The organism is Azospirillum sp. Marseille-Q6669 (genome assembly GCF_965111635.1).
Genome location: NZ_CBCOOP010000004.1, coordinates 321,061 through 334,792 on the forward strand (window position 1 = coordinate 321,061; position 13,732 = coordinate 334,792).

The window sequence follows — 13,732 nt, forward strand, 5'->3', positions numbered from 1 at the left end:
CGTCCCGTCCTTTGTTCCAAACCCCCCTTACAATAGGGGCGCGGCCATTGCCGCACAGCGGGACGCCACTTTAAGCTGATCCATGGGGCGGCGGCGAGAAACGATTTGTTAGCCCAATAGCCATAGGCCGAGACTTAAAACCCGAAAGAAGTGGCGGCGGGATCGCTTTTCACGCGAAGCGCTTCGCTCCGCCGACGCACAGCACGATCAGCCCGGTCACGGCGATCATGCTCCAGGCCACCGGCTCGTTCAGCAGAAGACCCGCCAGCGACAGCCCGAAGAAGGGTTGAAGCAGCTGCAACTGCCCGACCCCGGCGATGCCGCCGAGCGCGAGCCCGCGGTACCAGAAGACGAAGCCGATCAGCATGCTGAAGACGGAAACATAGGCGAGGCCGATCCAGGCCGGGGTTTCGATGCCCGTCCAGGCGTCCGGCATGGTCGCGAGCGCCAGCCCGGCCATCACCGGCATCGTCAGCACGAGCGCCCAGGAAATCACCTGCCAGCCGCCGAGACGGCGCGACAGCACCGCGCCCTCGGCGTAGCCCAGCCCACAGAGCAGGATGGCCGCCACCATCAGGCCGGCCCCGGTCAGCGACGCGCCGCCGCCCTGCGCCAGGGCGAAGCCGACGACTGCGAGGCTGCCCAGACCCGAGAACAGCCAGAAGACCGGCTTCGGCCGCTCCCGACCACGCAGAACACCGAACAGTGCCGTGGACAGCGGCAGGAGACCGATGAAGACCATGGAGTGCGCGGAGGTGATGTGCCGAAGCGCCAGCGCGGTGAGCAGCGGAAAACCGACGACCACGCCGAGCGCCACCACCGTGAGCGGCGCGAGGTCGCGGCGCAGCGGGCGGGCCTGCCGCAGCACGGCCAGCAGAACAGCCGCCAGCACAGCGGCGATCAGCGCCCGTGCCGAGGTCAGGAACAGAGGCGTGAAGCTGCCCACCGCGACGCGCGTCGCCGGCAGCGATCCGCTGAAGATGAGCATGCCCAGCAACCCGCTGCCCCAGCCCGCCGTCACCCACCGCATCCCGTCATCCTTTCCAATCCCGTGCCCGTTGTGACGCGAGCCTAGCCCGACGGAGGCAGGCGGAGACAGCGACGGTCCCACACAATCCCACCGAACTGTACTGATACCGGGAGCATTACAGACGCCGGAGGGACATGACGGAAAGCGGGATGGGCACGCGGCCCCGATCAAACCGACGACGTCGGATTCCAGGCGTGGCCATGTTCACGAAAGCTTGGACATCGGCGTCCGACTCATGGCGCCTCCGATGACCTTCAACGGATGCAACCTTCATTGGATGCCCAACAGCCGAAGGCATCAGGCCTTCCAGGAGCCGAGCAGCACCTCCAGAAAGCGCGCCGCCATCGGCGACAGAATGGCGCCGTGACGCCGAACGACACCGATGGTTCGGGAAATCTTCGGATGGCTCAGCGGGATGGTCCGGATGATGGGATGGCCCGAGGCCGGGGTGGCGAGCTTGGGCAGCACCGCGACACCGAGCCCGGCCTCCACCAGCCCGAGCGAACTGGCGAGGTGCGTGATCTCGTAGGACCAGTTGAGCTTCAGGCCGTGCTGCGCCAGGGCGTTGTCGATCAGCGCCCGGTTGCCGCTGGTGCGTCCCACGGTGATGACCCGGTGCGCCGCCAACTCGTCCCAGCCGACCTCCCGCTGGGAGGCCAGCGGATGATCGTGCCGGCAGGCGACGACGAACGGGTCCTCGGCCAGCGGTGTGAACTCGATGTCCGGGTGTGACGTGCCGATGAAGTTGATGCCGAAATCGGCCTCGCCGCGGGCCACCGCCTCCAGCCCCTCGTTGGCGCCGAGGTCCAGGATGCGGATGCGGATGCGCGGGAACGCGACGCTGAAGCGGCTGATCGCGTTCGGCAGGAAGTAGAACACCGCCGTCGGGACGGAGGCGATGGTGATCTGCCCGCCGCTCCGCGCCCCCAGGTCGCTGATGCCCAGCAGCGATGACTCGAACTCGTCCAGGAAGCGCCGGACCTTGGGCATGAAGTCGCGTCCGACCATGGTCAGGGCGACATGGCGGGTCGAGCGCTCGAACAGGGCGACGCCCAGCGTGTCCTCCAGCTTCTGGATGCGGCGGCTGAGCGCCGGCTGCGAGAGGTTCAGCAGCTCGGCGGCGCGGTTGAAGCTGCCCAGTTCGGCCACCGCCACGAAGGCTTTCAGATCGACCAGTTCGAAATTCATGCTCCCCTCCCCGCGGCGGCACCCATTGATGCGTGAAATGCAATAATATCCCGAATCATTGCATTTAACAAATACGGTTCCGGCGCTGAATATCGGTCCATCGGCTTTCTTCGCCGCGACGGCGAGACCAAGAGACAGCAAGCGCCATGAACCACCTGACGAGCCGCCAGATCGGCATTCCCTGTGTGATGATGCGCGGCGGAACCTCCCGCGGGCCCTTCTTCCTGGCATCCGACCTTCCAGCATCCCCGGCGGAGCGCGACGCCCTTCTGCTCTCCGTCATGGGGGCGGGGAACGACCTGGGGATCGACGGAATCGGCGGCGGCAATCCCTTGACCAGCAAGGTCGCCATCGTCGGTCCCGCCACCCTGGCCGGCGCGGACGTGGACTATCTGTTCGCCCAGGTGCGGGTGCAGGAAGGGATCGTCGACACCTCGCCCAACTGCGGCAACATGCTCGCCGCGGTCGCCCCCTTCGCCATCGAGGCCGGGCTGGTCCCGGCGACGGACGGCGTGACGGTGGTGCGCATCCACAACGTCAACACCGGCAAGCTGATCGAGGCGCGCGTCCAGACCCCGGACGGTCGGGTGACCTACGAGGGCGGGGCCGTCATCGACGGCGTGCCCGGCACCGCGGCGCCCATCCATCTTGCCTTCCTCGACGCGGCGGGCGCCAACACCGGCCGGCTGCTGCCCACCGGGGCGCCGGTCGACCGCATCGGCGGGATCGACGGGATCGAGGTGTCCTGCATCGACGCCGCCATCCCGGTGATGCTGGTCCGCGCCGCCGATCTCGGCAAGACGGGGCACGAGCCGATGGACAGCTACCGGCTCGACCGGGGCTTCATGGCCCGGCTGGAGGCGCTGCGCGTCGAGGCCGGCCGCCGCATGGGCTTCCCCAACGCCGCCGGCATGGTGATCCCCAAGCCCGTCCTGCTGGCGCCGCCGACGCGCGGCGGCACGCTGGCCGTCCGCTATTTCATGCCCCACGACTGCCACCGGGCGATGGCCATCACCGGGGCCGTCGCCACCGCGACCGCCTGCACGATCCCGGGAACCATCGCCTCCGCGCTGGCCGGACGGATGGCCCTGCCCGGCGACGTCACCTTCGAGCACCCGGCCGGCCGGCTGACCGTCCGCCTCGATCCGGGTGCCGGTCAATCCGCCCCCACCGCCAGCATCCTGCGCACATCACGACGCCTGTTCGAGGGAACCGTGTTCGCACGGCCGTCGGACCCGCCGCGGGCCGCCATGGCCGCCTGACCCAACAGCACACAGAGGAGGAAACGCCATGCGCCTACAAACGGGAGAACAAACCCCGGCGCCGACCAAGTCCAAGGCCTTTTACAAGGCTCTCTATTTCCAGGTCGTCGTCGGCCTGACCCTGGGCATCCTGACCGGTCATTTCTGGCCGGACCTCGGCGCCTCGCTGAAGCCGCTCGGCGACGGGTTCGTCAAGCTGGTCAAGATGATGATCGCGCCGGTGGTCTTCTGCACCATCGTCAGCGGCATCACCAGCCTCAACGACACCCGCGAGATCGGCAAGACGCTGGTCAAGTCGATGGCGCTGTTCTACGCGCTGACGGTGGCGGCGCTGCTCATCGGGCTGGCCGCGGTGATGATCATCGAGCCCGGCGTCGGCATGCACGTGTCGGCGGCGTCGCTCGACCCCACGGTGGCGGCGCGCTACGCCAAGCAGGCGGCTCCGGTCGGCTTCACCGACTTCGTGCTGCACATCATTCCGCATTCCTTCTTCGGCGCCTTCGCCGAGGGCGAGGTGCTGCCGGTGCTGCTCATCTCCGTCCTCGTCGGCTTCGGGCTGACGCGGGTCGGCAAGGCCGGCGAGCCGGTGGTCCAGGGCATCGAATCCTTCTCCCATGTGCTGTTCGCCGCCTTCGGCTTCATCATGAAGCTCGCCCCGATCGGCGCCTTCGGCGCGATGGCCTTCACCGTCGGCAAGTACGGCATCGACTCCATCGGCTCGCTCGGCCTGCTGATCCTCACCTTCTACGTTGCCTGTGGCTTCTTCCTGGTGGTCGTCATCGGCGCGCTGGCGCGGCTGCACGGCTTCAGCCTATGGAAGGTGCTGCGCTACTTCCGCGAGGAGCTGCTGATTGTGCTCGGCACCTCCTCCTCCGAACCGGTCCTGCCGCGCGTGCTGCAGAAGCTGGAGGCGCTGGGCTGCAAGAAGGGCGTCTCCGGCCTCGTGCTGCCCATGGGCTATTCCTTCAACCTGGACGGCACGGCGATCTACCTAACCCTGGCTTCGCTGTTCATCGCCCAGGCCTGCGACATCCACCTGTCGGGCGGCCAGATCTTCGCCATGCTCGGCGTCATGCTGCTGACCTCGAAGGGAGCGGCCGGCGTCACCGGCAGCGGCTTCGTCGCCCTGGTCGCCACGCTGACGGTGATGCCGGACCTTCCCGTGGCGGGCGTCGCTCTGCTCGTCGGCATCGACCGCTTCATGTCCGAGGCCCGCGCCCTGACCAGCATCATCAGCAACTGTGTCGCCAGCATCGTCGTCTCGATCTGGGAGAACGCCTGCGACCGCGAGGTCCTGCAGCGGGAGCTGAACCAGAGCTACGCCAGCACCGAGCGGTGCCTGGAGGAGAAGGGCGACATCGCCGTCCTGCCGCTGACCGCCCCCGCCCAGCCGTCACACTGATCCGCCGACGCCCGCCCCCACGCATCGAGGACGCCTCTATGACCGCTTCCGCCATGACCGTTTCCGCCATGACCGTTTCCGCCATGACCGTTTCCGCCACAAGCGCGAAGGACTGGATCGGCCGGAGCGAGACCGTGTCCGACACCGTTACCCCGACCCCCTACGCCGCTCTGTCGGCCACGCTGGACCGGCCCGCCGAGCGCCTCGCCGCCGGCACCCCGCTCCCGCCGCTGTGGCACTGGCTGTACTTCCTGCCGCTGCACCGCCAATCGGAGATCGGGCCGGACGGGCATGCCCGGCGCGGCGGTTTCCTGCCCCTGGTGCCGCTGCCCCGCCGGATGTGGGCCGGCAGCCAGTTCGAGTTCCACAGCCCCCTGCGCGTCGGCGACGCCCTGACCCGGACCTCGACCATCCACGGCGTGACCGAGAAATCCGGGCGCAGCGGTCCGCTGGTCTTCGTCACGGTCCGCCACGAGATCCGCCGCGCCGGCGAGACCGAGGTGGCGCTGACCGAGTTCCACGACATCGTCTACCGCGAGGCGGCCAATCCGGGCGATGCGCCGCCCGAGCCCCGGCCGGCCCCGGCGGACGCGGCTTGGGAGACGCGCTGGGTTCCCGACGACGTGCTGCTGTTCCGCTACTCGGCGCTGACCTTCAACGGCCATCGCATCCACTACGACCGGCGCTACGTGACGGAGGTGGAGGGCTATCCAGGGCTGATCGTGCACGGCCCGCTGATCGCCACCCTGCTGCTCGACCTGCTGCGCCACCGGCTGCCAGAGGCCGAGGTCGCCTCCTTCCGCTTCAAGGCGGTGCGGCCGACCTTCGACATCAACCCCTTCTCGGTGTGCGGCACGCCGCTCGCCGACGGCAAGACGGTCCACCTGTGGGCCAAGGACCACGAAGGCTGGCTGACCATGGACGCCACCGCGGTCCTGAAGTGAGGACGCCCCTATGAAACCGCTGTCTGGAATCACCGTCGTCACCCTGGAACACGCCATTGCCGCCCCCTTCGCGACGCGCCAGCTCGCCGACCTCGGCGCCCGCGTCATCAAGGTGGAGCGCCCCGGCGTCGGCGACTTCGCCCGCGGCTACGACGAGCGGGTGCGCGGCGTCGCCTCGCACTTCGTGTGGACCAACCGCTCGAAGGAAAGCCTGACGCTCGACGTCAAGAATCCGGAGGCGCAGGCGATCCTCAAGCGCCTGATCCGCGAACAGGCCGACGTGGTGGTGCAGAACCTCGCGCCCGGCGCGGCCGCCCGCCTTGGCCTGTCCTACGAGGCGCTGTCCGCCGGGAAGCCGGAAATCATCGTCTGCGACATTTCCGGCTACGGCGGCGACGGTCCCTACCGGGACAAGAAGGCCTACGACCTGCTGATCCAGGGCGAGTCCGGCTTCCTGTCGGTGACCGGCACGCCGGAGACGCCCGCCAAGGCCGGCCCGTCCATCGCCGACATCTCCGCCGGCATGTACGCCTACAGCAACATCCTGGCCGCACTCCTGCAACGCCAGCAGACGGGGCGCGGCTGCCGCATCGACGTCTCCATGCTGGAATCGCTGGTGGAGTGGATGAGCTACCCGCTCTACTACGCCTTCGACGGCGCGCCGCCACCCGCCCGCACCGGCGCCAGCCACGCCACCATCTACCCCTACGGCCCTTTTCCGTCCGGCGACGGCAAGACGGTCCTGCTCGGCCTGCAGAACGAGCGCGAATGGGTGGCCTTCTGCGAGACGGTTCTGCAACGCCCCGAGCTGGCGCGGGAGGAGCGCTTCTCCAGCAACTCCCGCCGCAACGCGGCGCGCGACGAACTGCGCGGGATCATCGTGGCGGCCTTCGCCGGCCTGACCGCCGAGCAGGTGGTCGCCCGGCTGGAGCAGGCCGCCATCGCCAACGCCCAGGCCAACGCCATGCAGGATGTCTGGAACCACCCGCAACTGGCGGCCCGCGACCGCTGGCGCACGGTGGAGACCCAGAACGGGCCGGTGCCGGCCCTGCTGCCGCCGGGCATGGCGAGCAACGGGGATGCGCGCATGGACCCGGTGCCGGCGCTTGGCCAGCACACCGACCGCATCCTTGCCGAGCTGGGCTACGCGCCCGGCGACATCGCCCGGCTGCACGACGCGAAGGCGATCTGAGCCGCGCCGCGAACGGAACGCCATTTTCAGGGAGGACCAGCACCATGCCGTCCACGATCATCGACTCCGCCATCTTCGGCGACATCTTCAGCACCCCGGCCATGCGCGCCGTCTGGTCGGACGAGAACCGAACCCGCAAGTACCTGGACATCGAGGCCGCACTCGCCCGCGTCCAGGGCCGCCTGGGCATCATCCCGCAGGAGGCGGCCGACGAGATCGTCGCCAACTGCTCGCTCGACAAGATCGACATGGCAACGCTGAAGGCGCAGACGGAGCGCATCGGCTATCCGGTGCTGGGCGTCGTCTCGCAGCTCAACGCGCTGTGCCGCGACCGGCTCGGCGAATACTGCCACTGGGGCGCCACCACGCAGGACATCACCGACACCGCCACGGTCCTGCAGATGCGCGAGGCGCTGGACCTCGTGGACGAGGATCTGGCCGGCCTGTCGGCGGCCCTGGCGAGCCTCGCCAAGCGCCACCGGGACACGCCGATGATCGGCCGCAGCAACCTGCAGCAGGCGGTGCCGGTGACCTTCGGCTACAAGATGGCCGGGCTGCTGTCGGCGGTGGAGCGCCATCGCGAGCGGCTGGCGCAGCTCCGCCCGCGCGTGCTGATGGGCGAGTTCGCCGGAGCGTCCGGCACGCTGGCCTCCCTGGAGCATGGCGCCATGGAGACCCAGGCCGGGCTGATGGAGGAGCTGGGCCTCGCCCAGCCGGTGATCGCCTGGCACACCATCCGCGATACCATCGCCGAGGTGGGCTGCTTCCTGGGCTTGGTCGGCGGCACGCTCGGCAAGCTGTCGATGGACGTGAAGCTGATGATGCAAACGGAGGTCGGCGAGGTCTACGAGCCCTTCGCGCATGGCCGCGGATCGAGCAGCACCATGCCGCAGAAGCGCAACCCGATCTCCAGCTGCTACATCCACGCGTCGATCTCCGTGCTGCGCCAGCACACGGCGGCCCTGCTCGACGCCATGGTGGCCGACCACGAGCGGTCGACCGGCCCGTGGGAGATCGAGTGGATCGTCCTGCCGGAGGCCTTCTGCCTGCTGGCCGGCGCCCTGAAACAGGCGCGGTTCGTGGTGAGCGGGCTGGAGGTCGATGCCGAACGGATGCGCGCGAACCTGGAGATGACCAACGGGCTGGTGGCGTCCGAGGCGGTGATGATGGGGCTCGGCCGCCACATCGGGCGCGAGTACGCCCACGACCTCGTCTACGACCTCTGCCGCGAGGCGGTGCGCCAGAACCGGCCGCTGTTCGACCTCCTGGCCGAGACACCGGAGATCAGCGCCTGCCTCAGCCGCGCCGAACTGGCCAAGCTCTGCGATCCGGCCAATTACCTGGGCCAGTCCGGGGTGATGGTCGATCGTGTGCTGGACCGTGTCAAAAAGCCCGTGGGCGGCTGAGACTTGCCACGGAAGACTGAACACCGGTCGTCGGATCGGTTGTTCCGCTTCGGGAACGGCGCCGTGGGCGGCATACAGGGCGCCCACGGTGCGCTTCTTCTCCGTTTGTGCCGGCGCTCCGATCACGCCGGTGTTGTTCTCGGGATGCCCGCGGCCCGGCGCAAGCCGCAGCTGCGCGTCCAGGCGCCGAAGATTGTTTGCATCGCCGCTGGATGATCCCCACCCGCCGGCTCCACACCGCGCCATGGCTCACAGCAATGCCGCGAAGCGCCGACGATGTCCATGATGAGCGCCGCGTCCGTCAGCGCCCTGGTCTCATCACGGAAGCCAGCGGAAGGCTCTCGTCGGCCGCCTGTTCGGGCGTGATGACGGACTTGTGGTCCAACAGCTTGCGGCCGGCCATATGGTCCGCCGGACGGTTGATGGAATCGATGGCGACCAGAGCGTCCCGGCGGAAGTAGAAGGCGGAGAAGCGGCGATCCTGCGGCGAGCCGCGCAGCACCATTCGGTCATGATCGGTGGACAGGCCGACGATCTGCAGCTTCACGTCATACTGATCGGACCAGAACCAGGGCGCCGCCGTGAAGGGACGCTCCCGCCCCAGCAGCGCGGCGGCGGCCGACTTGCCCTGCTCGACGGCGTTCTGCACCGACTCCAGCCGCAGCAAGGTCCCCGTGCCGGTGCGACGGGCCGTGCAGTCGCCGACCGCGACGATGGCCGGATCGTCGGTGCGGGCGCCGTCGTCCACCAAGATGCCGCCGTCGCACGCCAGCCCGCAGCCTTCGGCCAGCGCCGTGTTAGGGACGATCCCGACGCCGATGACCACCAGATCCGCCGGATGCGAGCGTCCGTCGGCGGTGCGCACGGCGGTGACGCGGCCCCCCTGCCCATCCATCCCGACGACCTTGGCCTCCAGTTCGACCATCGCGCCCTCCGAGCGGTGCAAATCGGCGTAGAAAGCCGCCAGGAACGGCGTCGCCGAGCGGGCGAGCAGCCGGCCCGCCGCCTCCAGGATGGTCACCTCCAGGCCGCGCTTGCGCGCCGCCGCCGCGACCTCCAGCCCGATGTAGCCGCCACCGATCACCACCACCCGCGCCGCCCGGTCGAGCGCCGCGCGTATTCGCCGCGAGTCGTCCAGCGACCGCAGGCCGAGCACACCGTCCAAGTCATCACCGGCGACCGGCAGACGGCGCACCCGCGCACCGGTGGCGAGAGCGAGCCCGCGATACTCCAGGCGGCGCCCGTCCTCCAGGTGCACGTGGCGGGCGGAGCGGTCGATGGCGACGACGCGCGTGCCGGTCAGCAGGGCGATGCCCTGCCGCTCGAAGAACTCGGCGCCGCGGATGGCGAGCTGCGCCTCCTCCATCGTGCCGGCGAGAATCGCCTTGGACAGCGGCGGCCGGTGATAGGGGGCCGCAACCTCCTCCCCGATCAGCGTGATGGGACCGTCATAGCCCTCGGCGCGCAGGGATTCGGCGACCTGCAAGCCGCCCTGCCCCGCCCCGACGATGACCATTCCCGCGTCCGCTTGCGCCGGGCCGCCCATCAGCTCTGGGCCTCCGGCAGGCGGACCACGATGCCGTCCAGCGCGTCGCTCACCCGGATCTGGCAGGACAGGCGGCTGTTGCTCCGCCGCTCCGACGCCGTGCAGTCGAGCATCTCCTCCTCCGTCTCGCTGGGCGGCGGCAGGGAGTCGACGAGCGCCTCGTCCACGTAGCAGTGGCAGGTCGCGCAGGCGCAGGAGCCGCCGCACTCGCCCTCGATGCCGGCGACGCCGCTTTGCACCGCGCCCTGCATCAGGGTCCAGCCTGTCGGGATGTCCACGACCTGCTCCAGGCCGTCGTGCTCGATAAAGGTGACCTTCGCCATGACCGAAACTTCCTTTGGAAAACCGTGTTCTGCGAAAACCGTGCTCTGCATCTTGGCGCGGCCGGAGCCTTTCCCCCGGCCGCGCCGTCGTCCCCGCGATCAGCCGACCGCCAGTTCGAGGCGGGTCGGGCTGCGGAAGGTGGTGGAGGGCATCCAGGGCAGCTGGTCCTGCACCCGGACGAACTCCGGCACGCGCTTCAGGAACTCTTCGATAGCGACGCGGGCGGCCAGACGGGCAAAGGCCGTGCCGAGGCAGGCGTGGACGCCGCCGCCGAATCCCAGATGCCCCTTCGGCTTGCGGTCGATGTCGTAGAGATGGGCGTTGGCGAAGCGCCGCTCGTCGCGGTTCCCCGACCCGTAGGCGAGGCAGACGAAATCGCCGGCGCGCATCGTCTGGCCGTGCAGCGCGACGTCCTTCTGCAGGCAGCGGCGGAAGCGCTGGGCCGAGGTGTTGAAGCGCAGCGATTCCTCGATGGCGTCGGGGATCAGCGCCGGGTTGGCGGCGAGCCGGCGGCGCGCGTCGGCGTGGTCGGCGAGGTTCAGGGCGAACATCGCGAGGAAGCCCGACAGGGATTCGATGCCGGCCATGATCAGTGTGGTGATGGTCATCTGCACCTCGCGGTCGGCCAGCGTCTCGCCGGCGACCTCGGCCTGGATCAGGGCGGTGATCAGGTCGTCGCCGGGTTCGCGCTTTCGCAGCTCCACCAGCTCCTTGGCGTATTCGCTCATCCACTGGAAGGCGGCCAAGTGCTCCGGCCCCTTCTGGCGGGTGCGGGGATCGGACTGCACCATCAGCACGGCCTTGTCGCGCACCATCCGCTCGTTCTCGCGCGGCAGGTTGAACAGGCCGAACAGCACATCCACCGTGACCTTGCTGGAGACGTCGCCGACGAAGTCGAAGGTCTTCTCCCCCTGCACGGCGTCCAGCGCCCGGTTGGCCGAGGCGCGAACCGGCTCGGTCAGCCCCTCCACCGCCTTCTTGGTGAAGGCGAACTGGACGATGCTGCGCAGGCGGTCGTGGCGGGGCGGATCGGTGGTGCCCAGCGTGTTGCCGGCGCGGTTGGGCATCTCGTCCATCAGGTTGCCCTTGGCCGAAGAATAGGTTTCCCAGTCGTTCAACGCGGTGACGATGTCGTCGTAGCGCGACAGCACCCACATGTTGGCTTCCTCGCTCCAGAAGCAGGGATGCTCGTCGCGCAAGGTCTTGTAGAAAGGAAACGGGTCGGCATCGACGGCCGGGGAGTAAGGATCAAAACGGAACATCGGGCGCAGTCCTCCGACACCCGCGGCGGCGGGCGGCCAATTGGCGGTTTTTGGTTTGGATCGACGCGAACCGTTCAGGTCGCGAACAATTGCATCCTAGACGGATTCGCCTTTGCGGCGGAATGGACGAAGCGGAAGGAAAATTGTACTTTTCCGACAAACGAAGGCGCGGGGAAGGACGGCATGGAGCAGCCCGCGGAGGGGATGGCGCAGACACGGTCCAGCGCGGTGCCGCTCTTCGCGCTCTATGGCGAGGAGGCCCGGCTCACCGACGCCGAATTCATCCACATCGAGGACATCGAAAGCCGCAGCCGCCTTTATGACTGGGGCATCGGGTCCCACACCCACCGCGGGCTTTTCCAACTGGTGGCGGTGCTCGACGGCGGGGCGCGCGTGCAGATCGACGACCGGATGGCCGAGGTCGCGGCCCCCTGCGTGATCGTCGTTCCTCCGGCGGTGGTGCATTCCTTCCAGTTCCGGCCGGGCAGCCACGGCTATGTGCTGACGGTGGCCGAAGTGATGCTGTTCGACGGGGCCAGCGCACAGAGCCGGCCGCTGTTCGAGGCGCTGTTCCTGCGTCCCTGCCTGATCGATTTCACCGACGCCCCGCCGGCGGCGGAGCGCATCTCCGCGCTGCTCGATCAACTGATGACGGAGTTCCGCTGGCCGCAGCTCGGCCGGTCGGCGATGTGCGAGTGGCTGCTGCGCGGCGTCCTGCTGCTGCTGGAGCGCCAGCGCGCGGCGGCGGCCGGCGCCGACCCGGCGGAGCGCGTGCGCACCGAGCTGTTCGCCCGCTTCCGCGCGCTGGTCGAGGACCATTTCACCGAGCATTGGACGATCCCGCGCTACGCGGACGCGCTGGGGATCACGGAATCGCGGCTGAACCGCCTGTGCCGGCATCTCGCCGGCCGCTCCGCCTTCGAGGTGGTGCAGGACCGCCTGCTGCTCGAAGCGAAGCGCCGTCTGGTCTACATCGCCGCACCGGTGTCGATGATCGCCTACGAGCTGGGCTTCCAGGATCCCGGTTACTTCAACCGCGTCTTCAAGAGGCTGACCGGGAAGACGCCGGCCGCCTTCCGGCGTGAGGCGCGCTCCGAATAGCGCGGACCCTTTCTCACCGCTCGGCCGTGTCGAGCCGCGCCAGAATGGCGTCGGCGAGCGCCCGGTAATCGCCCTCCCCGATGGCGCGGGCGTCCAGTTTGAGGTCGCCGACGCGCTGCTGCCAGTCGACAGCGGCGCGGGCCATGCCGCCGGCCAAACCCAGTTCGTCGACGGTGCGCGCGACCTCGCGCATCTCGGCGGCGCGGCGGACGCCGTGGGTCATGACGCGCTCCTGCATGTAGGCGGCGCGCTCCTTGAAGCCGAAACCGGGATAGGTGACGTCCAGGGACTCCAGCACCACCTCGTCCACCCCGGCCTTGCGCCCGGCCAGCACGCATTCGAGGAACAGCGCCTCCAGCCCCTTCATCATGACGCTGCGGATCATCTTGATCGAGGAGGCGGTGCCGACCGGTCCCGCCGCCTCCCCGGCGCTCATCTCCAGGGCCGACAGGGCGGCCAGGGCCGCGGCGGCGTGCGGGCCGGCGACCAGAAGCGGCGTTTTATGAAGCTTTGGATGAACCGGCGCCATCACCGCCAGATCGACGTAGCGCCCGCCCGCCGCCTCGACCGCCTGCGCCGACTCCCGCTTGGTGCCGGGCGCGCAGGAGTTGCCGTCGAAGAACAGCGCGCCGGGCGCGAGATGGATAGCGGCGTTGCGGGCGGCGGCCTGCGCCTGATCGGCGGTGACCAGCGAAAAGACCAGCGCGGCTCCGGCCAGGGCGTCCTCCACCCGCTCGGCGCCGGTCACTCCGGCCGTCACGTAGTCGGCCCATTTGCGGGCGCGCACCACCCCGTCGGCGGACCCGGTCTTGACGTCGAAGGCGGCGACCGTGTCCGCCAGCCCGGCGCCCCGCCAGCCGGACCGGAAGGCCGACGCCGCCTCCCCGAAACCGATGAAGGCCACCTTCGCCGTCCGCCGATCCTGCACCGTCATCGCCGCCTCCGCCCGTCCGTGCGCTGGGAGTCCATCTCCCCTCCAATGGGCATGGCTAGCACGCGGACCCGCCGCCGATGTCATTCAATGACGGACCACTCTATCCAATTTTTGAATAGCGCCCCCTCGGTGTTTTGAATG

At 69.1% G+C, this 13,732-nt stretch carries 12 protein-coding genes; 6 read left to right on the forward strand and 6 right to left on the reverse strand.

Annotated features, from left to right (window positions below):
* Positions 1 to 169 precede the first annotated feature (169 nt).
* On the reverse strand, positions 170 to 1,030 hold the full coding sequence (locus tag ACWPXE_RS22910; RefSeq protein ID WP_454019649.1) for a DMT family transporter: 861 nt from the start codon (positions 1,028 to 1,030) through the stop codon (positions 170 to 172).
* A gap of 297 nt (positions 1,031 to 1,327) precedes the next feature.
* A complete protein-coding gene (locus ACWPXE_RS22915; protein WP_454019650.1) occupies positions 1,328 to 2,218 on the reverse strand; it encodes a LysR family transcriptional regulator in 891 nt (296 codons plus the stop codon).
* A gap of 146 nt (positions 2,219 to 2,364) precedes the next feature.
* Between ACWPXE_RS22915 and ACWPXE_RS22920 the strand changes: the two genes are divergently transcribed.
* The 5 genes from ACWPXE_RS22920 to pcaB are packed head-to-tail and all read left to right on the forward strand — an operon-like array spanning position 2,365 to position 8,424.
* Positions 2,365 to 3,480: a 4-oxalomesaconate tautomerase gene (locus ACWPXE_RS22920; RefSeq protein WP_454019651.1), complete on the forward strand. Its 1,116-nt coding sequence runs from the start codon at positions 2,365 to 2,367 to the stop codon at positions 3,478 to 3,480.
* A 28-nt stretch (positions 3,481 to 3,508) separates the two neighbouring features.
* Positions 3,509 to 4,882 carry a C4-dicarboxylate transporter DctA gene (gene dctA, locus ACWPXE_RS22925; RefSeq protein WP_454019652.1) on the forward strand — a complete coding sequence of 458 codons (1,374 nt, stop codon included), beginning with the start codon at positions 3,509 to 3,511 and terminating at the stop codon, positions 4,880 to 4,882.
* A 38-nt stretch (positions 4,883 to 4,920) separates the two neighbouring features.
* Entirely contained in the window at positions 4,921 to 5,826 is a 906-nt protein-coding gene (locus tag ACWPXE_RS22930) for an FAS1-like dehydratase domain-containing protein (protein WP_454019653.1), read from the forward strand.
* 10 nt (positions 5,827 to 5,836) lie between these two features.
* On the forward strand, positions 5,837 to 7,018 hold the full coding sequence (locus ACWPXE_RS22935; RefSeq protein ID WP_454019654.1) for a CaiB/BaiF CoA transferase family protein: 1,182 nt from the start codon (positions 5,837 to 5,839) through the stop codon (positions 7,016 to 7,018).
* A gap of 44 nt (positions 7,019 to 7,062) precedes the next feature.
* Positions 7,063 to 8,424 (forward strand): 3-carboxy-cis,cis-muconate cycloisomerase, encoded by a 1,362-nt coding sequence (gene pcaB / locus ACWPXE_RS22940; RefSeq protein WP_454019655.1) that lies wholly within the window; start codon positions 7,063 to 7,065, stop codon positions 8,422 to 8,424.
* A 301-nt stretch (positions 8,425 to 8,725) separates the two neighbouring features.
* Here pcaB and ACWPXE_RS22945 read toward each other — a convergent pair whose 3' ends face one another.
* From ACWPXE_RS22945 to ACWPXE_RS22955, 3 genes are all read right to left on the reverse strand, one after another.
* On the reverse strand, positions 8,726 to 9,970 hold the full coding sequence (locus tag ACWPXE_RS22945) for an NAD(P)/FAD-dependent oxidoreductase (protein WP_454019656.1): 1,245 nt from the start codon (positions 9,968 to 9,970) through the stop codon (positions 8,726 to 8,728).
* A complete protein-coding gene (locus tag ACWPXE_RS22950) occupies positions 9,970 to 10,293 on the reverse strand; it encodes a 2Fe-2S iron-sulfur cluster-binding protein (RefSeq protein ID WP_035681311.1) in 324 nt (107 codons plus the stop codon). Before ACWPXE_RS22950 ends, ACWPXE_RS22945 begins: the two co-directional genes overlap by 1 nt.
* 99 nt (positions 10,294 to 10,392) lie before the next feature.
* Positions 10,393 to 11,556 (reverse strand): cytochrome P450, encoded by a 1,164-nt coding sequence (locus ACWPXE_RS22955; protein WP_454019657.1) that lies wholly within the window; start codon positions 11,554 to 11,556, stop codon positions 10,393 to 10,395.
* Between the two features lie 183 nt (positions 11,557 to 11,739).
* On the opposite strand from ACWPXE_RS22955, the gene ACWPXE_RS22960 reads away from it, so the two are divergent.
* The gene (locus tag ACWPXE_RS22960; RefSeq protein ID WP_454019658.1) at positions 11,740 to 12,657 is read left to right on the forward strand and encodes a helix-turn-helix domain-containing protein; all 918 of its coding nucleotides are present in this window, start codon (positions 11,740 to 11,742) and stop codon (positions 12,655 to 12,657) included.
* 13 nt (positions 12,658 to 12,670) lie between these two features.
* Here the strand turns inward: ACWPXE_RS22960 and ACWPXE_RS22965 are convergent, their stop codons facing one another.
* A complete protein-coding gene (locus tag ACWPXE_RS22965) occupies positions 12,671 to 13,591 on the reverse strand; it encodes a DUF1932 domain-containing protein (RefSeq protein ID WP_454019659.1) in 921 nt (306 codons plus the stop codon).
* Positions 13,592 to 13,732 lie beyond the last annotated feature (141 nt).